At 69.7% G+C, this 24,357-nt stretch carries 24 protein-coding genes; 10 read left to right on the top strand and 14 right to left on the bottom strand.

All coding sequences use genetic code 11. The features are described 5' to 3' along the window. Positions 1-8 precede the first annotated feature (8 nt). Genes JJ691_RS18630 through JJ691_RS18640 form a run of 3 tightly spaced genes read right to left on the bottom strand, consistent with a single transcriptional unit; the run spans position 9 to position 3,264 of the window. Positions 9-995: a VOC family protein gene (locus JJ691_RS18630; protein WP_249228020.1), complete on the bottom strand. Its 987-nt coding sequence runs from the start codon at positions 993-995 to the stop codon at positions 9-11. Next, positions 992-1,822, bottom strand: a complete 831-nt coding sequence (locus tag JJ691_RS18635) for an alpha/beta fold hydrolase (protein ID WP_211770018.1) — start codon at positions 1,820-1,822, stop codon at positions 992-994. Before JJ691_RS18635 ends, JJ691_RS18630 begins: the two co-directional genes overlap by 4 nt. Further along, entirely contained in the window at positions 1,819-3,264 is a 1,446-nt protein-coding gene (locus JJ691_RS18640) for a bifunctional 3-(3-hydroxy-phenyl)propionate/3-hydroxycinnamic acid hydroxylase (RefSeq protein WP_211770019.1), read from the bottom strand. The genes JJ691_RS18635 and JJ691_RS18640 overlap by 4 nt, the downstream gene beginning before the upstream one ends. A gap of 83 nt (positions 3,265-3,347) precedes the next feature. Here JJ691_RS18640 and JJ691_RS53060 point away from each other — a divergent pair, with 83 nt between their 5' ends. Then, complete coding sequence (locus JJ691_RS53060) at positions 3,348-3,944, top strand: TetR/AcrR family transcriptional regulator (RefSeq protein WP_211770020.1); 597 nt, start codon at positions 3,348-3,350, stop codon at positions 3,942-3,944. Here JJ691_RS53060 and JJ691_RS18650 read toward each other — a convergent pair. Further along, positions 3,941-4,501 (bottom strand): TetR/AcrR family transcriptional regulator, encoded by a 561-nt coding sequence (locus JJ691_RS18650; RefSeq protein ID WP_211770021.1) that lies wholly within the window; start codon positions 4,499-4,501, stop codon positions 3,941-3,943. The genes JJ691_RS53060 and JJ691_RS18650 overlap by 4 nt on opposite strands. Before the next feature lie 103 nt (positions 4,502-4,604). On the opposite strand from JJ691_RS18650, the gene JJ691_RS18655 reads away from it, so the two are divergent. Both JJ691_RS18655 and JJ691_RS18660 read left to right on the top strand, forming a co-directional pair. Further along, positions 4,605-5,600: an aldo/keto reductase gene (locus JJ691_RS18655; RefSeq protein ID WP_211770022.1), complete on the top strand. Its 996-nt coding sequence runs from the start codon at positions 4,605-4,607 to the stop codon at positions 5,598-5,600. 55 nt (positions 5,601-5,655) lie between these two features. Then, positions 5,656-7,143: an LCP family protein gene (locus JJ691_RS18660; RefSeq protein ID WP_211770023.1), complete on the top strand. Its 1,488-nt coding sequence runs from the start codon at positions 5,656-5,658 to the stop codon at positions 7,141-7,143. Here the strand turns inward: JJ691_RS18660 and JJ691_RS18665 are convergent. Beyond that, complete coding sequence (locus JJ691_RS18665; protein WP_211770024.1) at positions 7,098-7,514, bottom strand: GntR family transcriptional regulator; 417 nt, start codon at positions 7,512-7,514, stop codon at positions 7,098-7,100. The genes JJ691_RS18660 and JJ691_RS18665 overlap by 46 nt on opposite strands. After that, the gene (locus tag JJ691_RS18670; RefSeq protein WP_211770025.1) at positions 7,507-8,325 is read right to left on the bottom strand and encodes a hypothetical protein; all 819 of its coding nucleotides are present in this window, start codon (positions 8,323-8,325) and stop codon (positions 7,507-7,509) included. Before JJ691_RS18670 ends, JJ691_RS18665 begins: the two co-directional genes overlap by 8 nt. A 108-nt stretch (positions 8,326-8,433) precedes the next feature. Here JJ691_RS18670 and JJ691_RS18675 point away from each other — a divergent pair, with 108 nt between their 5' ends. Beyond that, entirely contained in the window at positions 8,434-8,862 is a 429-nt protein-coding gene (locus JJ691_RS18675) for an uL11 family ribosomal protein (protein WP_211770026.1), read from the top strand. Positions 8,863-8,875: 13 nt separating this feature from the next. Here JJ691_RS18675 and JJ691_RS18680 read toward each other — a convergent pair whose 3' ends face one another. Genes JJ691_RS18680 through JJ691_RS18690 form a run of 3 tightly spaced genes read right to left on the bottom strand, consistent with a single transcriptional unit; the run spans position 8,876 to position 13,038 of the window. After that, positions 8,876-11,179: a molybdopterin-dependent oxidoreductase gene (locus JJ691_RS18680; protein WP_211770027.1), complete on the bottom strand. Its 2,304-nt coding sequence runs from the start codon at positions 11,177-11,179 to the stop codon at positions 8,876-8,878. Positions 11,180-11,224: 45 nt separating this feature from the next. Next, the gene (locus JJ691_RS18685) at positions 11,225-12,325 is read right to left on the bottom strand and encodes a serine/threonine-protein kinase (RefSeq protein WP_211770028.1); all 1,101 of its coding nucleotides are present in this window, start codon (positions 12,323-12,325) and stop codon (positions 11,225-11,227) included. 41 nt (positions 12,326-12,366) lie between these two features. After that, a complete protein-coding gene (locus JJ691_RS18690) occupies positions 12,367-13,038 on the bottom strand; it encodes a TetR/AcrR family transcriptional regulator (RefSeq protein ID WP_249228021.1) in 672 nt (223 codons plus the stop codon). A 72-nt stretch (positions 13,039-13,110) separates the two neighbouring features. Between JJ691_RS18690 and JJ691_RS18695 the strand changes: the two genes are divergently transcribed. After that, the gene (locus JJ691_RS18695) at positions 13,111-13,569 is read left to right on the top strand and encodes an anthrone oxygenase family protein (RefSeq protein WP_211770029.1); all 459 of its coding nucleotides are present in this window, start codon (positions 13,111-13,113) and stop codon (positions 13,567-13,569) included. A gap of 93 nt (positions 13,570-13,662) precedes the next feature. Further along, complete coding sequence (locus tag JJ691_RS18700; protein ID WP_211770030.1) at positions 13,663-15,207, top strand: purple acid phosphatase family protein; 1,545 nt, start codon at positions 13,663-13,665, stop codon at positions 15,205-15,207. Here the strand turns inward: JJ691_RS18700 and JJ691_RS18705 are convergent. The 5 genes from JJ691_RS18705 to JJ691_RS18725 form a co-directional block, all read right to left on the bottom strand. Continuing rightward, positions 15,204-16,016 (bottom strand): NAD(P)-dependent oxidoreductase, encoded by an 813-nt coding sequence (locus JJ691_RS18705; protein WP_211770031.1) that lies wholly within the window; start codon positions 16,014-16,016, stop codon positions 15,204-15,206. The two genes, JJ691_RS18700 and JJ691_RS18705, sit on opposite strands and share 4 nt — an antisense overlap. 10 nt (positions 16,017-16,026) lie before the next feature. Next, on the bottom strand, positions 16,027-16,884 hold the full coding sequence (locus JJ691_RS18710) for an oxidoreductase (RefSeq protein WP_211770032.1): 858 nt from the start codon (positions 16,882-16,884) through the stop codon (positions 16,027-16,029). 110 nt (positions 16,885-16,994) lie between these two features. Further along, positions 16,995-19,967, bottom strand: a complete 2,973-nt coding sequence (locus JJ691_RS18715) for an NACHT and WD repeat domain-containing protein (protein ID WP_211770033.1) — start codon at positions 19,965-19,967, stop codon at positions 16,995-16,997. A 91-nt stretch (positions 19,968-20,058) separates the two neighbouring features. Further along, positions 20,059-20,709: an ABC transporter ATP-binding protein gene (locus JJ691_RS18720; RefSeq protein ID WP_211770034.1), complete on the bottom strand. Its 651-nt coding sequence runs from the start codon at positions 20,707-20,709 to the stop codon at positions 20,059-20,061. Then, positions 20,709-21,740 carry an ABC transporter permease gene (locus JJ691_RS18725; RefSeq protein WP_211770035.1) on the bottom strand — a complete coding sequence of 344 codons (1,032 nt, stop codon included), beginning with the start codon at positions 21,738-21,740 and terminating at the stop codon, positions 20,709-20,711. The genes JJ691_RS18720 and JJ691_RS18725 overlap by 1 nt, the downstream gene beginning before the upstream one ends. 107 nt (positions 21,741-21,847) lie before the next feature. Between JJ691_RS18725 and JJ691_RS18730 the strand changes: the two genes are divergently transcribed. The 4 genes from JJ691_RS18730 (at position 21,848) to JJ691_RS18745 (ending at position 24,357) form a co-directional block, all read left to right on the top strand. Then, positions 21,848-22,435 (top strand): TetR/AcrR family transcriptional regulator, encoded by a 588-nt coding sequence (locus JJ691_RS18730; RefSeq protein ID WP_211770036.1) that lies wholly within the window; start codon positions 21,848-21,850, stop codon positions 22,433-22,435. A gap of 58 nt (positions 22,436-22,493) precedes the next feature. Further along, positions 22,494-22,997 (top strand): hypothetical protein, encoded by a 504-nt coding sequence (locus JJ691_RS18735; protein ID WP_211770037.1) that lies wholly within the window; start codon positions 22,494-22,496, stop codon positions 22,995-22,997. A gap of 74 nt (positions 22,998-23,071) precedes the next feature. Next, entirely contained in the window at positions 23,072-23,815 is a 744-nt protein-coding gene (locus JJ691_RS18740) for a creatininase family protein (protein ID WP_211770038.1), read from the top strand. Further along, positions 23,773-24,357: a hypothetical protein gene (locus tag JJ691_RS18745; protein WP_211770039.1), complete on the top strand. Its 585-nt coding sequence runs from the start codon at positions 23,773-23,775 to the stop codon at positions 24,355-24,357. The genes JJ691_RS18740 and JJ691_RS18745 overlap by 43 nt, the downstream gene beginning before the upstream one ends.

The raw sequence follows: 24,357 nt of genomic DNA on the forward strand, positions 1-24,357 counted from the left end.
GACACGCTCTAGTCATCCGGGATGCCGGCGCCGCTGAGCGCCGGCACCGTCTCCTCCTGCTCCCGCAACGACTGCGCGGCCCGTTTGAACTGGGCCAGGCGGTCGAGCACCGTCTGACCGACGGGCGTGTGGCCCCAGATGCTGATGCCCTGATAGGTGGCCGGTTCCCAAGTGGACTCGTCGATGGCGACCGGGTTCCAGCCGACCTCCCACTCGAAGCCGGACGGGGTGCGGGCGTAGAAAGAGAGCTCGCGGTCGTTGGTGTGCTGGCCGACCGACAGCGCCATGCCGAAGCCGAGCTCGCGAACCCGTTGGTAGGCCTGGGTCATGTCGTCCAGGTCGGCGACCTGGATGTTGAGGTGCTGGATGCGGGTGCGGATCGGATCCAACTTCAGACCACCGGTCGCGGCGACGGCCACCGAATGGTGCCGGCTGTTGACCCGCAGGAACCGGATCTTGAGCTTGACGCCGCTGATGGTCTCGTCGACATAGTCGGTGAGCCGGGCGTCGAACACCGTGTTGTAGTAACCGCGAACCTTGTGCGGTTGCACGGACGTGACGGCGATGTGCCCCAGGCCGCCCTCACCGGTGACAAAACCCTTGACCGGATTGGGGTTCGCCACCGGCGTGGTGAAGACCTCCTGGGCCAGGCCCTTGGGACCGGGGAACCGCCAGAGCCGCTCGACGCCCCGATGCGCGGCTTCGTCGGGCGTTCCCTCGGTGACGGGAACGCCGCGGTCGACGACCCGGGCGAGAACCCGGTCGAACGTCTCGTGGTCGTCGATGTGCCAGCCGATGGCCGTCGCGTCCTCGGCCGGACCGTAATGCAGCAGGAACCGGCATTCACGGTCGTCCAGGCGGAACCGCATCGTGCCATGGTCAAGGGTTTCCATGGCCATGCCGATGGCATCGACGCCGAACCGCCGCCAGTCGGCGAACTTCCGCGTCTCGATGACGACATAGCCCAGGTGCACGTTGCCGAAGACGTCGTTCACGCGGCGCTCCCGATGAAGTCGGCGACCAGGTGGTTGAACCGGTCGGCGCATTCCCACTGCACCCAGTGGCCGGTGTTGCCGAACAGCATCAGGTCGCAGTTGGGCATGATCGTGGCCAGGGCCGTGCCGCCGGACGGGCGGTTCACCCGATCCTTGGTGCCCCACAGCACAAGCGTCGGCACGTCGAGCGTGCGCAGCCGGCGGTCCCGAAGGAAGTCCATGCTCAGCAAGGTCTTCAGGCTGGACGGCCGGCGCAGCGGCGGGTTGGCGATCACCTCCGGATCGAGACTGGCCCGATACCGTTCGTCGATCATCGTGTCCGGCACGGAAGATCCGTCGAACACCAGGTACTCGCGGATGAAGGTGGCGATCTTCTCCCGGCTGGGCTCCGGGTAGTAGCCGAGCAGGCGGCGCAGGCCGCGAGTCGGCAGCGACCTGGTGGTGCCGATACCGCCGGGGCCCATGAGGATGAGCCGGTCGACGCGGGTCGGTGTGTCCAGGGCGAGCCGCAGGGCGGCCGAGCCGCCGTAGGAATTGCCGACCAGGGTGGCGGAGTCGAGGCCCAGCTCGTCGAGCACGCCGCGGACGGCGTCGGCCAGCGAGCCGAACGGGTCGCTCTGGTCGATCGTCTTGCTGGAACGGCCATATCCGGGCAGATCAGGCACGATCACGTGGAACTGCTTGGCCAGGGCCTCTATGTTGGCGCTGTAGGTGGGAACGCCGGAGGCGCCGGGGCCGCCGCCGTGCAGCAGCACGACGGCCGGGCCGGCGCCGGTCTCGGCCACGAAGATCCGATGGCCGCCGACCTGGATTGTGCGCTCGTTCATGGGATTCGCTTCCGGGAGGAGTGGACGAAGCCGTCCGGGCGGAGGGTGATGGTTTCGGCCCGATGTCGGGCGAGCCAGGCAATGAGCGTGCCGGCGATGTCGACGACGCAGCCGGGCCGGGCGGCGGAACCGGGCGGGAGGACCGTGATCGCGTCGGGTTCGTCGTGGCGGCTGAGCACCGCCCAACCCGGACCGACGACGTCATCGAGCCGGCGACGGGCACCAGCGGCGTCGAGCACCCAGGGCTGCGGGATCTTGTGCCCGGCGGCTCGACTCCTGATGAGAAACCCTTGTCGGTAATGGGCTTCCGGCACCCAGCTGCGTTTGATCATCAGTTGCTTGAACCAGGCCCGGTGGCCGAGGCTCCGGAAGAACACATCCCGGGCCTTGGTGATCGCCGGGCGGCGTTCGGTGATGAGCCGGCCGACCAGGACGGCCCGGTTCATGGTCGCCCGGACATGGGGTTTGCGCTCGGCTTCGTACGAATCGAGGACGCTGTCGGAGAACTCGCCGTTGAGGACGCCGGCCAGCTTCCAGCACAGGTTGGCGACGTCGCGGACGCCGGCGGCCATGCCCTGACCAATCCACGGCGGCATCGCGTGCGCGGCGTCGCCGGCCAGGAACACCCGGCCGACCCGCCAGCGTTCGGCGACGCGGACGTGATGGCTGTAGCCGACCGCGCGCAGGATGTCGACATGGTCGTCGGTGATGCCGTAGCGGGCCAACAGCCGCCACACGTCCTCGGTCAGCTGCTGCTCGTTCTCCGTTGGCAGGACCGGGAATTCCCAGCGGTGATGGCCGAGCGGAGTCGGGCAGTCGACGGCCGGGCGGGCTGGGTCGCAGTGGAACCGGAGCCGGTCGCAGCCGGGCCAGTCGCGTTTGACCACCGTGTCGACCACCACCCACCGGTCCTCGTAGGTGCGACCGTCGAAGCGGATGCCGAGCTGGCCGCGGATGGGGCTGGAGCCGCCATCGGCGGCGATCACGTACCGGGCGGTCTCGGTGCTGTCGGGGAGTTCCAGTTCAACGGCGTCGGGGCGTTGGCGGATGCCCTGGCATGCGGTGTTCAGGCGCACAGTGACGTTCGGATGTCGCTTGACGCCTTGCCGGAGGGTGGCTTCCAGGGCGGGTTGGTAGATGAACAGCTGCGGCGGATAGCCGTGGCCACGCGACGTGAAGGCGGCGTCGTAGAACGACCGTCCACTGTGGTCGACGAAGCTGATCGGCCGGTCGGCCAGCATGTCGCGGGTCAGCTCGTCGGCGAGGCCGATGCGCTGCCAGACGCGGACGACTTCTTCGTCGGTGGAGATCGCCCGGGCGCGGGCGTAGATGTCGGGATCGCGCTCGACGACCAGCGTGCGCAGGCCGAGAGCGCCGAGCAGGTTGGCGGCGGTGACGCCGGTCGGGCCGTATCCGACGACGGCGACGTCGTAGTGGGACACCGGACCTCGTTCCTGTAGCGATCACTACGGTAGTTACTGGAATGGTCGCTACAGTAAGCTGGGTTGTCAAGGAGGTGGTCACGATGGGCGAACCACGCAAGCGGCGGGCCAACGGGGAGGAGTCGCGGCAGCGCATCCTGGACGCGGCGGCCGAGGTGGCCGGCGAGCGCGGCTACGACGGCACCAGCATCGCCCAGGTCAGCGCCCGCTGCGGACTGCCGGCCAGCTCCATCTACTGGCACTTCAAGGACAAGGACGAGCTCATCGCCGCGGTGATCGAGCAGAGCTTCGTCGAGTGGATGAAGGCCTTCGACGTGACGGACGACGACATCACCACGCTGGTGGTGCGCATCGGGAAGGCCCTGGTCGAGACGCCCGACTTCCTACGCCTCGGGCTGATGCTGACGCTGGAGCGTCGGCCCCAGGAGGCGAGCGCCCGGCGGGTGTTCCTGGACGTGCGGGCCAAGACCCTGGCGCGGATCCGGGAGATGGTGCGGGAGCACGCGCCGGGATTGGCAGATCGCAAGGTCGAACTGCTGGCGGTGTACGCGATGGCGGCGGTGGACGGGTTCTTCGTGGCCGTCGAGATCGGCGGGGACGCGGTCGACCTGGACGCGCTGTTCGAGCTGCACGGGCAGGTGCTGGTGGACGCCGCCCGACGCCTGACCGGAACCAGTTAAGCCAGGGCCACCGCGTCCAGGGCCGCGCGCAGGCGCGGAGCCAGGCGCGCCACGTCAGGACCGTTGAGTTCGGTGTGGCCCAACAACATCCGGTTCAGCATCACGCCGGCGCAGATGGCGATCAGCACCGCGGCGCGGCCGGTGGTGTCCTCCCCCGGCAACGCGTCGGCCAGGCGTCGCTGGTAGTTGCGCTCGATGCTGTCCCGCATGATCTCGGCGGCGCGGGGATTGGCCGCCGAGCGCAGGGTGAGCAGCAGGCCGTCCTGCGCGGCCTTGTCGGTGCCGGTCAACAACTGTATGGCCGCGTCGGCGTTGGCCTCCGGCGTCATCATCATCGACTTCTCATACGCCACGTCGACGACCTCGGCGAACAGCCCCTCCTTGGAGCCGAAGTAGCGACTGATCAAACGAGTGTCCACATCGGCCGCCCGCGCGATCTCCCGCACGCCGGCGCCGTCGTAGCCGTGCTCGGTGAAGGCCTCCCGGGCCGCGCGCAGGATGGCGGCCCGCGTCGCCTCGGCATCGCGGCGGCGGACGGGTCGATCCTCGGCGGTCATAACGCCAGCCTACGCCGCACCCCTTGCATGTCCACAGGTGCGGACATACGATGTCCACAGTCGTGGACATAGGGCCCACGCAGTGACCACCGAGGTGTCAGACATGCCCATCCCCCAGCGTCACCTGGGTTCGCTCGCCGTCGGCGCGATCGGCTACGGCGCGATGAGCTTCGCCCGTCCTTACGGCCAGACCGCCGAGCAGGCCGTCGACGCGGGACCGATCCTCGACCGGGCCCTGGAGCTCGGCGTGACCATGATCGACACGGCCGACGGCTACGGCGACAGCGAGGAGGTCATCGGCCGGGCCATCGCGGGCCGCCGCGACCAGTTCGTCATCGCCACCAAGTTCGGCATCGTTCAATCCCTGCTACACGAGGACGGCCCGCGGATGAACGGCCGCCCGGAGTACGTGCGCGAGCGCATCGAGCGGTCGCTGCGACGGCTGAACACCGACCACGTCGACCTCTACTACCAGCACCGCGTCGACCCGACCGTGCCGATCGAGGAGACCGTCGGCGCGATGGCCGAGCTCGTCCAGGCCGGCAAGGTCCGTCACCTGGGCCTGTCCGAGGCTGCCCCGGACACCATCCGCCGCGCCCACGCCGTCCACCCGATCACCGCCATCGAGACCGAATGGTCGCTGTGGACCAGGGACATCGAGACGGAGATCGTCCCGCTGACCCGGGAGCTCGGCATCGGCGTCGTGCCCTACAGCCCACTCGGCCGCGGCATGCTCACCGGCCGGATCGCCTCCCGCGGCGACCTGCCCGAGAACGACTACCGCCGCAGGATGCCGCGCTTCGCCGACGGCGCCTTCGACGCCAACCTCGCCGCCGTCGAGACGGTCCGCGAGATCGCCGCCGCGCACGACGCCGCCCCCGGCCAGGTGGCGCTGGCCTGGCTGCTGGCCAAGGCCCCAGACATCGTGCCCATCCCCGGCACCCTGCACATCTCCCGGCTGGAGGAGAACACCGCCGCGGCCGACCTCCGGCTCACCGCCGAGGAGATCACCCGCCTCAACGACCTGCCGGTGGCCGGTGAGAAGGAGATCGCCCTGGGCGGCAACTGGTTCGACGGAGTCACCCCCGCCAGGCGCTGAAGTATGACCCCGGCCACACGTGCAACCCGATGACCTGCTTCGGCGTAGGGACGTCATGGGGATTCGTGTGGCCGTGCTGGCCGGCAAAGTGGTGGCGGCCGGCGCGTCGATCGCGGTGTTGGCCTCCTTCGGTGTCGCGTGGGGCACCTACCGCCAGCTCCAGGACCTCGGGTCGTCCTCGGCGATCAGCGGAGACAGCCCGAAGTCCAAGGACGGCGCGCAGAACATCCTGGTCATGGGCCTGACCACCCGCCTGGACCAGAACGGCCAGCCGCTGCCCAAGGAGGTGCAGGACGCCCTGCACGCCGGCGACGGCACGCGCGGCGGCTACAACACCAACACGATGATCGTCGTGCACGTGCCCAACGACGGCAGCAAGGCGATGGCCGTCTCGGTGCCCCGCGACGACGAGGTGACCTTTGTGGACACCCCGCTCGGCCAGAAGACCGGCAAGCTCAAGGAAGCCTACGGGCTGGCCAAGGAGCAGCGGCAGGAGCAGCTCTACGCGCAGGGCGAGCGGGACCAGTCCACTTTGGAGCGGGAAAGCCGCGAGGCCGGCCGCACGTCGACCATCCACAACGTCGAGCACCTGCTGAACACCACCATCGACCACTTCGCGGAGATCAGCCTGGCCGGCTTCTACGACCTGGCCACCCAGCTCGGTGGCATCGACGTCTGCCTCAACCACGCCACCTCCGACACCAACGCCGGCGCGAACTTCAAGCAGGGACCGCAACACCTCGACGGCGCGCAGGCGCTGGCCTTCGTGCGGCAGCGGGACAACCTGCCCAACAACGACCTTGACCGCACCCACCGGCAGCAGGCGTTCCTGGCCGCCGTCACCACCAAACTCAAGGGCCAGGGCGTGTTCGGCAGCCTGGGCAAGATGCAGGACCTGCTCACCGTCGCGGCCAAGGACGTGGTCATGGACAAGGACTGGGACCTGCTCTCCTTCGCCCAGCAGGCCTCGGCACTGACCGGCGGCAACATCGAGTTCCACACGCTGCCGATCAAGAGCTACAGCAAGGACTCCGACGGCTCCGACATCAACGTCATCGACGTGCCGTACGTGCAGGCCGTCGTGCGCACCCTGTTCAATCCCCCGGCCGCGACCTCCAGCGCCCCGGCCCCGACCACGACGTCCGCACCGCCGGCGATCAAGGGCCAGGGCTCCACTGTGGACATCCGCAACGCCGGCGCGCCCGACGGCACCGCCAAGAAGCTCTCGGCCGCGCTGGCGACCGTCGGCTTCACAGCCGGTGAGACCACCGGCACCGCCAATCAGGCCACCACTGTCGTCTACTACGGCAGCGCCGCCAAGGAGGACGCCACCACACTGGCCGCATTGCTCGGCAACGCCAAGCTCGTGCCCAGCAGCGCCGCCGCCGCGCACCACGTCGCCCTCTACCTCGGCTCGGACTTCACTTGGCCCACAGCACTTCCCGGCGGAACGACGGCACCGCCGCTGTCCTCGGTGGCCGTGCCGACCGAGGGACCTCAGGGCGGCGCCGTCACCGGCGGCGGCATCCCCTGCGTCGACTGATCCGTGAACTGATCCCGCACGGCGGCGACCGCCGCTTCCACGCCGAAACCCAACGCCAGCGCACTGGTCACGTAGCCGGCAGCCGCCACCCGCAGCTGCTCCGCCGCCTCGTCCGGCACGACCCGTTGCGCCACAACGGTTCCCTGCCGGCGGTTGGTCTGCAGCACGCCGACGGTCTCCAGCTCCCGGTAGGCCCGGGCGACCGTGCCGGCGGCCAGGCCCAGGTCGCGGGCGAGCTGCCGGATAGTCGGCAACTTCGCGCCGACGGGCAGCTCACCCGAGCCGATCCGGGCCGCGATCTGGTCCCGCACCTGCCGCCACGGGGCGACGCCGTTGTCCGGCTCCACCGCGATCTGGACCAGGTCAGCCATTGCGGGCCGGCACCTGGCCGCGGAAACCGCTCCAGAACGCGAACACGCTGGCCATCAGCGCCCACATCACCAGGCCGAAGCCCTGCGCGAGGTAGCCCAGGGTGATCACGGTCCCGCTGCCGACCCAGCCGCCGATCAGGCTCAGCGAGCCGGCGAGCAGGGTAGCCGCGAACATCGTGCCGAGGGCCATCGTCACCCGGGCGCTGCGCAGTCGCAGCGCCCGGTCGACCTGGGCGTCGCCGACAGCGGGCCGGGCCACCGCGAACCACGCCACGGCGTAGACCGCGGCCGCGCTGCCGACCACCACCAGCACCTGCACCCACACCGGCGCGACACCGCCGCCCATGTCCGGGTCCCCGGCGAGCACGATCACCGACGCCACCGCCGCGGCGACCGTCACCAGGTGCACCACGATCATCCACATCGGCAGGACGTCGCCGATGCCGCGGCGCTCCAGCGTCGCCACCCGCACCTCGCCGCGCACCGGCCGGAGCATCGCGATCAGCTCCGCCAGCAGGAGCGCGGCCAGGAACCAGCCCACATAGGGGAAGTACGAGCGGCCGATGGCCAGCACGGCCAGCCCGCTGACCGGTCCGGCCAGGATGATGAACAGCACGTAGAGCAACCTGCGCTGGCGCAGGTACCGGCGCGCGACCTGGGCCTGTTCCGAGCTGGGCTCGGCGACGCCCCAGTTGCGCAGCACGCGCGCCCCGCTGCGGACCGTCGGCCACAGCAGGAGCAGCAGGACGCCCGCGGACACGACGGCGACGACGAGTAGCACCACTAGGTGGCTGACGGTGAACAGTTCCATGGCTACCCCAACTTTGTATCAAAGGGTCGACACAATGCTGGCACAGGTGTCGAGCGCGCGCAAATCGCGTTGACTCTCCACTTACGTCAGTCCCTAGCGTCCGCCGCCATGGCACGCGCGAAGAAGCAGACCCACCAGATCACCCTGCACCTCGAGGCGGGCAACGCCGCCATGACCGACCTCGGCAAGATGCTCGGCCAGACCGGCGTCAACCTCGTCGAGGTCAAGCGAAGTTACGACAGGGCCACCGCCGACCAGCGCGGCGACGTCGTGCCGGTGGTGGTCACCGTCGCCGACGACCGGTCGTTCGAGCTGCGCCTGAAGACGCCGCCGACCTCGCACCTGATCCGCAAGGCCCTGGGTGGCAAGGGATCCGACCGGCCCGGGCACAGCTCCGCCGGCCGGCTGAGCGCCGCTCAGCTGCGGGCGGTCGCGCAGCGCAAGCTGCCCGACCTGAACACCACCGACCTCGCGGTGGCCATGCGCATCGTCGCCGGCACCGCCCGATCCATGGGAGTCACCGTGGCCGACCAGTGAACACAGTGGACGGTCAGGAGCCGGCGGAGATGAGGGCGTGCACCACTTCCGCGTCCCGGGCGGCCGCCGCCACCTCGGCGGCGGTCGCCCGCTCCAGCCGCACCGGCATGTCCTTGTGGTGCGGGGTGCCGGCGATCGGGTCCCGGTCGTGCGCGTCGGTGATCACGTTGATCCTGGGGCCGTGCACGACCCGGCCGCCGTGGCCGTCCGGCACGGACATGCCGAATCCGTGCGGCAGCGCCACCTGGCCCTTGCGCAGCGAGTCGTCGATCTCCGCCCGGACCACGATCCGGCCGACCCGGCTGACGATCGCCACCCAGTCGCCGGCCTCGGCGCTGACGGCCGTCAGGTCGTCGGTGCGGACGTGCAGCGCGCCGTCCGGGTCGGTACGGCGCCAGCTCGGCGGGCGCAGGATCTGGTTGGCGTTGTGCCGCCGCCGCTGCCCGTTGATCAGCGACAGCGGGTACTCCGGGTCGGAGCGGTCCCGCTCCGGGTCGAGGCTTTCCAGCCAGGACAGCAGTTCCGGCACGGCCAGGTGCACGCGGTCGTGCCGCATCAGCTGCCAGACCTCGTCGTAGGAGTGCCGGGTGAACGCCAGGCCGCTGGGGTTGGCCAGGATCCGGTCGAACAGCTCCGAGGCCAGCGCCGGGCCTTCGAGGTCGGTGTCCAGGGCCCGTTGCACGGCAACGGGCATCCGCTTGGCCAACGTCAGACAGCCCGGCCACAGCACCGCCGCCACGGCGGCGCCATTGGGCAGTGTTCGCCCGAGCGTCCGGTACAGCAGCACCGGCGCGACCGCTGGATTCTCTTGCAGCACCGGGGACGCTGCCTTGAGCAGCTCCACCCGCGGGACCCTGGCCAGCTCGTCCACTGTGGACGCGTCCAGCAGACCGAGCTCCTCGAACAGCCGGGCGTAGATCTCGGCCTCCACCAACGTGCCCGGCAGCGGGTCGAACAGCGGCGGCCGCAGGTGGAAGTAGTTGGTGGGGAACTCGAAGTCGAAGAACGTGAACTCCCACTTCTCGTGCTGGGAGGCCGCCGGCAGCACGTAGTCGGCCAGCGCCGCGGTCTCGGTGAAGGCCACGTCGATCACCACCGACAGCTCGGCGGCGCGGATCGCCCGCTCGACGCTCGCCGTGTCGGCGGCCGTGTTGGCCGGGTTCGAGGACTCCACCCACAGCACCCGGGCCCGGTTCGGGTGGTCGGCCAGGATCTCCTCGGCCAGCGTGTTCAGCGGCAGCATGCCGCCGATGTACTCGAAGCCGGTGATTTCCGAGCGCTCGCCCCGGGATTCGCTCCACAGCGGCATCAGCCAGGTGTGCAGCGCGTTGGTGCCCGGCCGGCCGAAGTTGCCGGTCAGCAGGTAGAGCAGCTTCTCCAGGTAACTGTTCAACGTGGAGTTGCGGCCCTGCTGGATGCCCAGCTCGACCCGCACGGTCATCGCCTCGGCCGCCAGGATCAGGTCCACGGCCCGGTCGACGTCCTCGCGCTCGACCTCGGCGTGGGTGATCCAGTCGTCGACCGGAATCCGGCCCAGGGCCGCCTTGACCTCGTCGAAGCCTTCCGTATGCGTGGCAAGGAATTCGTCGTCCTGTCCGCCGCGCTCGATGATCAACGCCAGCATCGCGCCGAGCAGGTAGGCGTCAGTGCCCGGCCGCAGCGGCAGATGCACGTCCGCCACCTCGGCCGTCTCCGTGCGACGCGGGTCGATCACCACCATCCGGCGCCCCGGGTCGTTCTTGATGTCGTTGACCGCGCTGCGGGCCCGGTTGAACCCGTTGGCCAGCCACGGGTTGCAGCCGATCACCAGCAGCAGGTCGCATTCCTCGACGCCCTCGGCGGTGTGGTTGGTCTGGCCGCCGAACATCTTGCCGTTGACCCAGAAGTCGCCGGTCTTCTCCTGCGACAACGCCCCGAAGAACCGGCTGGAGTTCATCCACTTCCGCAGCGCCAACCCGTAGCCACCGCCCGAGTGGTTGCCCTGGCCGCCGCCCCCGACGTAGGCCATCGACCCCGGCCGCCCCGCCGCCAGGTCCGCGTCCCGCACCGCCCTGAGCTTCGCGGCGATCTCTCGCAGAGCCTTCTCCCAGCTCACCGGCTCGTGCGTGCCGTCCTCGCGCCGGCGCAGCGGCGTCGTGAGCCGGTCGTTGTGGTCCCCGTACCAGGTCAGCCGCTGCGCCTTCTGGCACAGATACCCCCGCGACCTCGGGTTCTCCCGATCCCCGCGCACCCGCGTGATCGCCCGCCCCTCGGTCTGCACCTCAATGCCGCAGTTGACGTAGCAAAGGCTGCACGCGGTCTTGTGCCACTCGCTCACCCCATCAGAGTTGCGTAGTGAGACTCAGCCTGTCAAGGCTCCGGGTCACTTGTGCTTGGACGGTTTGGGCTTCTTGCTGTGCTTGGCCTTCGAGGTGGGATCGTCCGGCGGGTTCGCGGTGCCGGCGGCCAGGCCGACGCTGGTGGTCACGGTCGTCGGACCAGAGGTCGGGGTCGCCGGTGCGGAGGTCGGCGGCGCGGTGTGCCGGGCCGGACCGGCATCGCTGGGGTCGTCGAGGGAAGTGGCCACGCTGAGCCAGGTCGTCAGCGCACTGGCAATCCCGGCGGCGACCAGCCAGGCCTTCCGGCGTGGCCGCGACTTCCCGCGTGGCTTGGACTTCCGCCGCGGCACGGGCAGCGCGGTGTCGATGGCCTCCCAGCGGAGCGCGCAGTCCGCGGCGGCGGGGCGGCACTCGGGATCGGCGTGGGTCATCTCGGCCAACAACTCCGCCAGCGAGACGGGCAGGTCATCGGGGATCACCGGGTCGCGGGTCAGCCGGGCCAGCGCGGATTCGGACTGGGTGCCGGGAAACTCCTGCCGGCCGGTGAGGCACTGCAACAACACCAGCCCCAGCGCGTAGACGTCGACCGCCGTGGTGGCGGCCTCGCCCCGCACCTGCTCGGGCGCCAGATACGCGGCCGTGCCGACGATTTCACCGGACCGGGTGATGCCGGCTGTCTCGACCAACCGGGCCAACCCGAAGTCCGCGAGGAACGCCTCGCCGTCGAGATCGACGAGAATGTTGGACGGCTTCACGTCCCGGTGCACCACGCCCCGACCGTGCACGTACGCCAGCGTCGGCAGCAGCTGCCGGCCCAGCGCCAGCACCTCGTCCAGGGTCGGCTTCTCCCGCTCCAGCGCCGCGAGCAGGCTCGGGCCGTTCACCAGCTCCATCACCAGGTAGCGGGCGCCATCGACCTCGCCGGCCTCGTACAACGTGACCAGCCCGGGGTGGTTGAGCCGGGCCAGCACCCGGGCCTCTTCCTCGAACCGCAGCCGGTTGAGGTCGCCGCCGGCGGTGAACCGCTTGATCGCCACGGGCCGTTCCAGCCGCATGTCGTAGGCACGGCACACCTCGGCCATCGCGCCGCGCCCGATCAGCGCCCCGACCCGATACCGGCCGGCCAGCAACACCTCACCGCCCATGGTCACCCCTCCACCGACACTATCGGCGGCGGGTACCCGGATCAATGAACGGGCACACCCCACGACCCGAGACCACGGTCGACAATCCGGGCCGCCCGGCCGACCTCGGCCGCGACGGAGTCCTGAAGCCCTTCGCTGCCAACACATCGGGACAGCGCGGCGAACTGCACCCGCCACAGGCCGACCAGCGCCGTCGCGGCGATCTGCGGCTCGGGGTCGTCCGGGGACAGGCCGGCGCGAGCGGCGAGCGCCTCGGCGGCGACGGCGACGAGCCGGTCGGCCATGTCCCGCTGGTACGCGCGAAGCGCGGGAGTGGCCTCGACCAACGCGCCGAAGCGGCGGAAGCGTTCCGCGGCGGCAGCCGGATCCGGTTGGGCGGCCAGCCACGACGCGACGGCCCGCAACTCGCGATCGAGGATGCCCAGCACGGCGTCGACCGGCGACACGGCGGCATCGGCCAACGCCGGCCGTAGGGCCTCGATCGCGGCGTCGGGATGGTCGACGACCAGAGACTCCTTGGTCGGGAAGTAATTGTATACAGTCTTCTCCGACACTCCGCACGCGGCGGCGATCTCGGCGACCCGAACGGCGTCGAAGCCGCGAGCCAGGAACATCTCCGTGGCGGTGTCGCTGAGCAGCCGCCGCGTCTGCCGCTTCTTCCGCTCCCGCAGCCCCTCGCGCCCCTCGGTCCAGTCCACGGTCCGCCCAGTCACGTCAGCAGCATAGTTCAGTGACCGCAAGTTCACCCCTTGCCTATATTTTTAGCCACTGTAATATTCTGCGGCATGAAGACGGCCGAACTGCTCAGCATCGTGTTGAACGCCTTGGTCATGGGCGTGTTCTGGGGACCATGGGTGGCCCTCACCCGCTCGCTGGCGACGTTCGAGCCGAGCGTCTTCCTGGCCATCGGCCGCCGGCTCAACCTCAACCTGGCGCCGCTCATGACCGTCCTGATGCCCGTCGCCCTACTGTCGACAGTCCCCACCCTCGTGCTGTCCTACGGCGACCACCCCACAACCTTCGCCACCACACTGGCCGGCGCCGCCCTCTTCGCCGTGGCGCTCGTCGTGACGGTCGCCGTCGAGGTCCCGATCGCCGTCCAGATCAAGACCTGGTCGACCGACACGATGCCCGAGGACTGGCAGCGGCTACGCGACCGATGGGCGTCGGTGCACGTGATCCGCGTGCTGGCCGGCGTGATCGGCCTGGGATTACTCGTGTTTGGCGCGATTTGTGGACCGTGACTCTTCGACACCGGTTCCGGCCTGCTCCAGGCGGTTGACGCCGTCTGTGTGACCCTTGACACTAAATAGGAAAGTTTCCTAACTTTTTCGTTCATGCGGAACACACCTGGACGCGGCCTCCCATTGGCCGAGCAACATGAGCAGTACACGGCTCGCTACTCGCGTCGGGCACTGTTCCGCGCCGGCGTGGTCGGCGGAACGGCGCTGGCGGTGGGCGGTGTGCTGCCGGCCACCGGATCCGCAGCCACTGAAAAGGTTTCCGGTTCGGCGCTCCGACCGTTCGGCCGGCACCTGGCCTACGGCGCGGATCCGTCCCAGCAGGTCGTGGTGTCGTGGCAGGTGCCGGCCGCGGTGACGGCGCCGTTCATCCGGATCGGTGTCAGCCCCACCGATCTCGGCACACCCATCGCCGCCGAGGTCCGCACCCTGACCAGCCAGCTGTCCTGGCAGCACCCGGTCGAGGACGAGCCGCTGGTCAAACCGAAAACCGTCGTGCAGCAATACCTCCACGCCCGGCTGGACCACCTGGTGCCGGACACCACCTACTACTACGTGGTGGGCCACCAGGGATACGACCCGGCGGGCCGGCTCGACGGCGTGGCCACCTTCCACACCGCGCCGGCCGTCGGCCGTGGCGCCGGGTTCGGCTTCACCGCCTTCGGCGACCAGGGCGTCGGCTACAACGCGATCGCCACCGCCAACCTGATCTCCGGCCTCTCCCCCGCCTTCCACCTGCACATGGGCGATCTCAGCTACGCCAACACCGACGGCGACGGCGGCACCGACAACAAGTACGACGCCCGGGTCTGGGACGGCTTCTTCACGCAGAACGAGCCGGCCGCCGCGCAGATCCCGTGGATGATGGCGATCGGCAACCACGAGATGGAGCCGTGGTACGCCGCCGACGGCTACGGCGGCGTCCGGGCCCGGTTCACCATGCCGGACAACGCCTGGAGCGGCTCGACCGGCATCTACTCGTGGCGCTACCAGAACGTCGGCCTGATCAGCCTGGACGGCAACGACATCTGCTACAACACGCCGGCCAACCTGAACTACACCAGGGGAAAGCAGCTGGCCTGGCTGAAGTCCACGCTGGCCGCCATGCGCGCCGACACCACCATCGACTTCATCGTCGTCTACTTCCACCAGTGCGTCTACTCCACGTGCCAGGACAACGGGGCCGAGCTCGGCGCGCAGCAGCAGTGGGGTCCGCTGTTCGACCAGTACAAAGTGGACCTGGTGCTGAACGGCCACAACCACATCTTCGAGCGCACCGACCCCATCCGCGCCGGCAAGGCCACCCGCAAGCTGGCGTCCGGGGACACCGTGGTGCCCTCGAAGGACGGCACGACCTACGTGGTGGCGGGCGGCGGGGGCGGTGGCATCTACTCGTTCCCCGGCTCCGACACGTACCTCGGGCACGAGACCAGCAACGACGGCACCCAGCCGATGAAGGTGTCCGACAAGGACGGCCACGACACGACCGTCAAGGTCACCTGGTCCCGCGTCCGTTACACCGGCTACTGCCTGGTCTCCGTCACCGTGACGCCGGCCAGCGGGACCATACCCGCGCGGATGAACGTCCAGGCGCTGACCGAGGACGGCACCGCCGTCGACCAGTTCACCGTGCAGCGCTAGCCGATCACCCTGGTCAGCTCCGGCAGGCCCTCGGCCCCCGCGACGGCCTGCCGGACGACCGTCTTCGCCTTGTCCCCCAACGACTCCACCGCACCCGCGAACAGATCCATGTCGATCAGCTCCAGGGTCCGCAGGTGCTCGGCGTTGACCACGGTGATCGCCGGCCCGAAGGCCGTCAGCGCCGCGCTGGAGGCCGAGCCGGAGCGCAGCACGTCCAGCAGCCGCGGCAGCGGCAGCTCCAGGTCGGCGGCCAGCGCCAGCACGTCGATGACGTTCTTGTGGTTCATCATCATCAGTGTGTTGTTGAACAGCTTGCCGTACTGGCCGGCGCCGATCTGTCCCATGTGGACGATCAGCTTGGAGAAGGTCTCGAACACCGGCCGGCACCGGCGCACCACATCGTCCCCACCGCCGACGATCGTGGTGAGCTGCTTGGCCACGGCCGCGGCATGACCGCCGCTGACCGGGGCGTCGACGAACTCGACGCCGTGCCGCGCCGCGTGTTCGGCCAGCTCCCGGGACTTCTCCGGCAGGCCGGTGGCGTGCTGCACCAGCACCGAGCCCGGCCGCATCGCCGCCAGCAGGCCGCCGTCGACCGCCACCTCGATCGCGTCCGGGTCCTCCCGCAGGCACAACGCCACGATGTCGCAGGCACCCAAGTCGGTCAGCGATTCGTGCGCCACAAAGGAAACGCCCTCCAGCGCGGACAGCGACCCCGGCCGTCGAGCCCACACGTGCAGCTCGAATCCGCCTTCGGCAATGGCCCGCGCGATCGGCGCGCCCTGATCGCCCAGTCCCACAAAGCCCACGGTGGTCATCTCAGGCCCCGATCGCGTCGAGCTCGGCCACCGCGTCGGCCGGCAGCGTCAGGTCGGCCACCGCCAGGTTGTCCCGCAGGTGCGCCACCGACGACGTGCCCGGGATCAGCGCGATCGCCGGGGACCGCTGCAACAGCCAGGCCAGCGCCACCTGCTGCCGTGAGGCGCCCACCTTCTCCGCCACCGCCGTCAGCGCGTCCGACTGGAGCGGGCTGAAGCCGCCGAGCGGGAAGAACGGCACGAAGGCGATGTTCTCCTTCTCACAGCGGGACAACAGGTCCTCGTGGGTGCGGTTGGCGATGTTGTACAGGTTCTGCACCGTCACCACCGGGGCGATCGCCTGCGCCTCGTCGAACTGCCTGGTGTTGACGCCGCTCAGCCCCAGGTGCCGGATCAGGCCCTGCTCCCGCAGCTCCGCCAGCGCGCCGAACTGGTCCGAGACCGGCTCGTCGTCCGACACGTCGTGGCCCGCCACCCGCAGGTTCACCACGTCCAGCGCGTCCAGGCCCAGGTTGCGCAGGTTGTCGTACACCTGCGCCTTCAGGTCCTGCGGGTGGTGCGACATCACCCACGCGCCGTCCGCCGCTCGCCTGGCCCCCACCTTCGTCACGATGTGCAGCTCCCCCGGGTACGGGTGCAGCGCCTCCTTGATCAGCTCGTTCGTCACCACCGGCCCGTAGAAGTCCGCCGTGTCGATGTGCGTCACCCCCGCGGCCACCACCGCCCGCAACACCTCGACCGCCGCACCCCGGCCCCTCGGCGGCCCGAACACATTCGGCCCCGCCAGCTGCATCGCGCCGTACCCGATCCGGGTGAGCGTCAGCCCCTCCGCCGGCGTGATCGTGCCACCAGACAGCATGGTTCCCTGCCTCCCATTCGACCGCTCCCTGCGGCCTCGCACCACAATCCTGCGGCCACGCTATCGCCGCTGGATGCGCCCCGCCTTTCCTGGGAGTGGCAGGGCTAGCCTCAGCGCGGACAGGGCTCCGGCACGTCCATCGACGGGAAGAACGTGTTCCAGGCCGGCCACTTGTCGCGGACCACGTCCGAGCGCCTCACCTCCGCGCATACCTTGGCTGCGGCGGCGTTCGCATCCAGCCCGCGGGTTTGCACCGCGTTCGGTTCGACCACGGTCAGATGCCCATTCCTGGTGAAGGCGAGCCCCCGCCCGGTGCCGTTCGCGGCCGGCAGGATCGCGTACAGAGCCAGCGCGGTCGGGGCGCTGACATCCCACACGCTGACCGTGTCCTCGTTCTCCAGCAGGGCGACATACCTGCCGTCCGGGCTGAAGGCGGGGCGTCTCGGCTGTAGGCCGGTCGTCACGCTGGTGGTCTTCGTGAGGCCTCCGTCTTTCAGCTGCCACAGCGAGAAGCTGCCAGCGTTCGGTTCCTGCTGAGTGGTCGCGATCATTGTGCCGTGCGGGGACAGTGCGGAGTTGATGCTGATGCCGGGCGCGGCCACCGGCCTCGGCGGCTTGCCACTGAGAACCTGCCGCATGTCCCAGAGCTTGCCGGGATCCGTCCGGTATTCGGACGTGCCTGACGCCGTAGCGTCGGCGGGAGACACCGTCGTGTGCGGAGCGCTGAGCAGCCAGCCACCGTCCGCCGAGAACGTGATCGGCCCGTTGGTGTCGGGGAGGACACCGCGCGGCGCGGACGCCGCCGGATCGCTGAGGTCCCACACCGACGTGCGGCCACCGACCGTCGTGCCCGAGTTGTCGCTGCTGATGACCAGCAGCCGGCTGTCCGGACTGAACGCCACGCCGACCGGCACATCGACCGGATAGGTTCGGCTCAACACCGGCTTCGTGTGATCGCTGATGTCCCAGAGCTCAGCCGCTTCAGCCTGTCCGTCGCCGCCGCGCACCACGGCAAGACGCTGCCCGTCAGGCGCCAGGGCCACGGTGTCGATCTTCGTTTCGCCCGCCGGTATGGACACTGTGCTGCTGACGTCGCCGCTGACAGTCAGCACGTCCACCGCGAGCGTGTTCTTGTCGTAGTCCAGATCGGCGAGCATCGACGAGGTCGAGTCCAGAGCCTGCGTCGCGATGGACGACCCGTTTGGGACACGCCACGAGTTGCGCTGGGTGTTCACCGGTAAGGCCAACAACAGTCCTCTGGTCTGTGCCGACGGGGCGGACCGGTACACCGCCAGGGTCAGTTCGTCCGCGAGCACGGGATTGCTCACCCTGAGATCAGGGAGCCGATCAAGGACAGCCTGGATGGTCACCTGGTCTCGTTGGTGCCTAATCGTTTGCTGGGTGACCAGCGAGTACACGGTCGTGCCGGCGAGTGCCACCGACAGCACCACCAGCAGGGCGACGAACTGCTTGAGGCGGCGGGTTCGGCGTTTGGCGGTCAGCGCCTCCAGCAGGCACAGCTCGACGCTCCGGTTGAAGAACGCCCGCTCGCGGTGGGACAGGGACGGGGTGCTGGACCTGACCCATTCGCGAGTCATCTCCAGGCGGGCGCCTCGGTAGAGGGCGCCGTCGTCGCGGTTGAGGGAGTCCCAGATCTCGGCGGCCTCGGTGAGTTGGCGTTGGGTGCGAAGGCCGTCGCGGTCCTCGGTGAGCCATTCGCGGAGCCGGGGCCAGTGGCTGATCAGGGCCTCGTGGGCAATGTCGACGCCGTCCTGGTCGACGGTGATGAGGCGGGCGTCGACCAGAGCCGAGAGGACTTCGGAGAGGTTGTCGACGTGGTCGAGTTCGGCCCGGGAGACGCGGCGGCGGGTGTCCTCGGTGCCGTCGCCGAGGGCGGTGAGGCGGAGGAAGACCTGGCGGGCGACGGACTGCCGGTCGGGAGTTAGTCCACTGTAGACGGACTCGGCGGTGCGGCCGAGGGCGTGGCTGATGCCGCCGGCGGCGTCGTAGCCGGCGGCGGTGAGGGTGATGCCCTGCCGACGTCGCCAGGTCTCCAGCAGGGCATGGGACATCAGGGGCAGCACGCCGGGCTGGTTGGTGGCCTCGGACACGAGCCGGGTGACGAGTGCGGTCTCGACGGTGTAGCCGAGGTCGATGGCGGGCTTGGTGATGGCCAGCCGGAGCTCGTCGGCGGTCATGGCGCCGACGAGCACAGGCCCCTCGCCGAGGACTTGGCGCAGCTGCGGGTATTGCAGGCAGTGGCCGAAGAAGTCGGCCCGGACGCCGAGCACCAGCCGGACGACGCTGGTGGGAACGGTGGCGAGGTGCATCAGGGCGGTGATGAACGCCAGGCGCTCGTCCTCGTCGGCGCAGAGGGTGAAGACCTCCTCGAACTGGTCGACGATGACGAGCGCCTCCCGGGCGTCGTCGGCGAGCGCCTGGCGCAGCCGCAGGTGCAGGGCGGTGGGATCGGCGCGCAGCTCGGACCGTAGCTCGGCGGCCGAGGCGGCGACGAGGTCGGCCAGCCAGAGCGCGCATTCCTCGGTGGGATGCGCGCCGGGCGTGAAGACGACCGTGTGCTGCGGGCCTAGCCCGTCGACGCCGTCCCGCAGGCTGGCCGCGGCGAGACCGGCCCGCAGCAGCGAGGATTTGCCGGCCCCCGAAGCGCCGAACACCACGACCAGCCGCCGATTCAGGATGTGGTTCGACAAATGGGCCAGCAGCGCGCCGCGGCCGTGGAACCGGCCGGCGTCCTCGATCTGGAACGCCGACAATCCCAGATAAGGCGGCAGGCCGCTGTCATCGATGGCGGGCCCTTCCTGCGTGTCCGCCACCTCACGCCAGCGGCGCTCCCATTCCTGGGCGTCGCCGCCGCAGGCGTCGACATAGGCGAGAGTCACGGCCAGCGTCGGCAGTTTCCGCCCGCCGGCCGCCTCCGACAGGACAGCCACCGAATAGTGGGCCTTGACGCTGAGTTCCCGATAGACCGGGCTCCCGGCGCTTTCCCGCAGCCGCCGCAGATCGGCCGCGAACCGCAGCAGCGGCGTGTCGCCCGGGTCGAGCGGCCGCTCGCTTCGTGGCATGCCCCAGCACCCCCCCAATGTTCGTCGTCCACGATCGTTGAGCAGGAGGTGTTTGTCTGGCAAATCCGCGGCGAAGCCGAACAATCCGGGTTCAGCCGAGCCGTCCGTCCTCAATGCGCAGCACCCGATCGGCCAGGTCGAGGGCCCGTTCGTCATGGGTGCAGACCAGCACCGCGGCGTCGCGGCGGTGGGCGTGCTCGGCCAGCAGTGCCATCACGGCCCGGCCCCGCTCGCGGTCCAGCGCGGCCGTCGGCTCGTCGGCGAGAATGACCGACGCCTGGGTGTAGAGCGCCGCGGCGACCGCCGCGCGCTGGCGTTCGCCGCCGGACAACTGCGCCGGATAACGGTCGGCCTTGGCCGCCAGATCCACGGCGTCGAGCAGTTCACGGGCCCTTTTCCGATCGGCACTGCCGGTTCGTTTACCAGCCGTGATGTCTCGAACCAGGAGATTGTCCATGACCGTGAGAAACCCGATCAGCGACGACGCCTGCAAGACGTATGCCGTGTCGCCCGCGGCTTTGCGGTCCACCTTTCCATTGACGTACAGCGGTGATTCGTTGATGTGCACCGCGCCGGCGGTCGGGGTGAGCAATCCGCCGGCGATCGCCAGCAGGGTCGTCTTTCCGGAACCGCTCGGGCCCAGCAGCGCGACCAGTTCACCGGCCGTGAGGGAGAGGTCGACGCCGTGGAGCACTTCGACGTCACCGTAGCCGTGGCGGATGTCGTGCAACACAGCAGTCATCAGGCAGTCCTTCCCAGGCTCAGCAGCGGATCCGCGGTGAACAGCCGGCGGACCGAGGCCGCCGCCCCGACCAGCGCCACCACCAGCAGTAACGCCCCAGCCGTTACCACCTCGCCCGGTGGCAGCACGAACACCCCGGGCGGCATCACCACCCCCATCGCCACGCCGGCCAGGGCACCGACGACAACTCCCGCGACCGCCGTGGCCAGCACCTGCGTGACGTAGGCGCCGATCAGCAGCCGTCGCGACGCGCCCGTGGCCCGCAGGACCGCGAGCGGGCCTTCCTTCTGCAGCGTCAGAATCCAGAACACCACGCCGATCAGCAGTGCCGCGCCGGCGTACAGGAAGGACCGGATCATGCCGATGGTGCCCGTTTCCGCCTGGTAGCCGGGAACGGCGTCGATCGCCGCCGCCTTGGTGACCGGGTCGGTGTCCGTTGCCACACGGGCGATCGCCGCCAGCGCAGCATCGTCCGATGTGGACACCGCGTAGGCGCTGACCCCTTGTGTGTGGTGGAGGCGCTGCCAGTCGGCCAGCGGCAGGTAGGCCACCGCCGAGTGCTGGATGCTGCCCAGATCCGCGAATCCAGTGATCTTCAGCGGCAGGTTGCCCGGCTGCACCGTCACGGTGTCGCCCGCGTTCAGGCCCTTCCCCCGCGCCTGATTGTCCAGCACCACACCGCCGTCAACATCCTTCATGGCCAGCAGCGCCGTCGGCACGCTGTTCTGCCCCTTGGCCAGGGCGGCCATGGTGAACCCGATCGGCCGCACGCCGGTCACCCCCGGCACGCCGGCGATCAGCCGCTCATCGGTCGCCGGCAACTCGCTCCTAGACAGATCGTCGGCCGCGCCCTTCGCGTACACGATGCCGTCCACCGGCAGCCGTTGCAGGCCCGACACGTCGGCCGCGCCGAGGCCGACCGTCAGTCCCGTCAGGACAAAAACCAGGAACGCCGTCAGCGCCACCAGGCCGGCGATCAGGCCGAACCGGACCGGCGCGTGGCGCACCTCCCGCCAGGCGAGAAACCTCATCCCACACCTCTTCCCGACACCATGTCGGCAACTATTCCAACACAGCGTCGGGAACCTGCACCCACTTTTCCAACGTGACGTCGGCAACACCCGGTAGACTCGACTCCGTGCCGAAGATCAGCGCCCCCACCGTCGCCGAGCACCGCGCGCAGCGGCTGCGCACGCTGCTCGAGGCCGCCCGGGTCCTGGTCGCCGAGCAGGGGCCCGACGCGCTCACGCTGTCCGCCCTCGCCACCCAGGTCGGCCTGTCCCGGCCCAGCCTCTACGAGTACTTCCGCTCCCGGGACGACCTCGTCGCCGCCATGGTCGAGGACGAGCTGCCGCGCTGGATCGCCGAGCTCGACGCCGAGGTCCAGCGCCACTCCGCCGCCGCCGACCGCATCGCCGCCTTCGTCCGCGCCCAGCTGCGCATGCTCACCGACGGCCGGCACACCGCCCTCGTCGTGCTCGCCGGCCATGCCCTCGGCCCCGCCGCCCAGGAACGCGTCATGGCCGAGCACTCCCGCCTGTTCGCCCCGCTCGTCACCGCCCTCACCGACCTCGGCGTCGACCAACCCGAGCTGCGGGCCCACCTCATCCAGGGCATCGTCAACGCCGCCAGCCCCCTGCTCGGCGCCGACGAACTGGCCAACCGCCGCGTCATCGACGCCGCCACAACCCAGGTCCTGCACGGAATCCCCGACATCACCAGGTGATTCACCCCGGCGCGTCCGGCTCGGCGGGTCACGTTCTCGGGCGTAGGCTGCCGCCCCGATGGACCCGTACGATCCGACGCCGCCGGGCGGCGACGCCCGTCGACTGGACCGGCTGCTCACCTGGGCGGCCACCATCGGCGCGCTCGGTTGCTCGGTGGTGATCTTCCTGGCCACCAACACGTCCGAGCCGGAACCGGTGGCGGAGCCGGTGCCGACTACGGGGGCGGCGTTTCCGGTGGCGGAGTCGACGACCACGACAACGCCGACGACCACCACTACGACAACCACGGTTGCCCCACCGACAACTACGGCACCGCGCGCAACGACACAGCCGCCGAGAACGACGACCGGCAAGCGGATCACCACCACGACGAAAACCACCACCCAGGCGCCGACGTCGACGCGGAGGTGTCAGGCGGCGCAGTGGCAGCGGGACACGGCGTACAGCGGGGGCGCGGTGGTGGCCTACGCGGGCCAGCTGTGGATGGCGAAGTGGTGGAACTACAACGCGATCCCGGGGGCCAACGCGGAAGGCGTCTGGATCCGGGCGCAGGCCTGCTGACGGCGAGGATGACGTACAAGGGGGCCGTCGGGCGACGCATCCGGGAGGCCGGCGAGAACGCCTAGGCTGAACGAATGGCTGAGGTTGAATGGAATCGGCTGACGGCGACGGAACTGCGCGAACTGGCGGCCGAGGGCGCGACGGTCCTGGTGCCGATCGGCTCGACGGAACAGCACGGCCCGCACCTGCCGACCGGGGTTGACGACTTCCTCGCAAAAGAGGTGTGCACGAGGGCGGCGGTGAAGGCGCGGCGGAAGGCGGTGGTGGCGCCGTCGGTGTGGTGCGGCCTGGCCGAGCACCACATGGCGTTCGGCGGCACGTTCACGTTGTCGCTGGCGACACTGCACGCCCTGCTCCGCGACATCTGCCGGTCGATCCTGCGCACGGGCTTCCAGACGATCGTGATCGTCAACGGCCACGGCGGCAACGTGACGGCCCTGAACGCGCTGGCGACCGAGCTGACGGTGGAGCTCCAGACCAGGATCGGCGTCACGAGCTACTTCACGATCGGCGACCGGACGGTCCGGGAAACGTTGGAGGCGCAGGAAACCCTCATGCACGCCTGCGAGGGCGAGACGTCGATGATGCTGGCCGCTCACCCGGACCTGGTGCGCATCGAGGAGCTGGACAAGGCGGTGGGGCCGCGGATCAGCCTGCCGGCGGGATCGGCCGAGCCTGTCTACTTTCCCGTGTCGTTCGAGGAGATCAGTGCCGTCGGCGTGGCCGGGGACGCCCGCAAAGCCACTGCGGCGAAGGGCGAGAAGCTGTTGGCGGGATGCGCGCAGGCGCTGGCCGACTGGTTGGACGCCACGCGCTGAGCTGCCGTGCGGCGGCCGATCTGGGAACCTCTGGTCGAAAGGTCCTCGCCAGAGAGGGAGAGACGATGGCCAAGGCCCATCTGGAGACCGGCGTGCCGATCACCGTGCACACGCATCCCGGTTCCCGGACCGCGTTGCACGTCAAACGGGTCATGTGCGACGAGGAGGGGGTGGCCCCGGGCCGGATCGTGTTGGGGCACAGCGGGGACACCACCGACTGCGATCACCTGGCCGAGCTCGCCGACGCCGGTTTCCTGCTCGGCATGGACCGCTTCGGCATCAACCTGGAGACGACGTTCGAGGCCCGGGCCCAGACGCTGGTGGAGATGGTCCGGCGCGGCTACGCGGAGCGGATGGTGTTGTCCCAGGACGCTTCCTGCTACATCGACTGGATCGCCGAGCCGATGCGGCAGATCGCGCTGCCGCAGTGGAACTACACGCACCTGCACGACGACGTGATCCCCTGGGTGCTGGAGCGGGGCGTCACCCAGCGGCAGATCGACACGATGCTGGTGGACGTCCCGCGTCAGTACTTCGAGTAG

The sequence above is a fragment of the Kutzneria sp. CA-103260 genome, from assembly GCF_018263855.1.
GTDB lineage: Bacteria > Actinomycetota > Actinomycetes > Mycobacteriales > Pseudonocardiaceae > Kutzneria.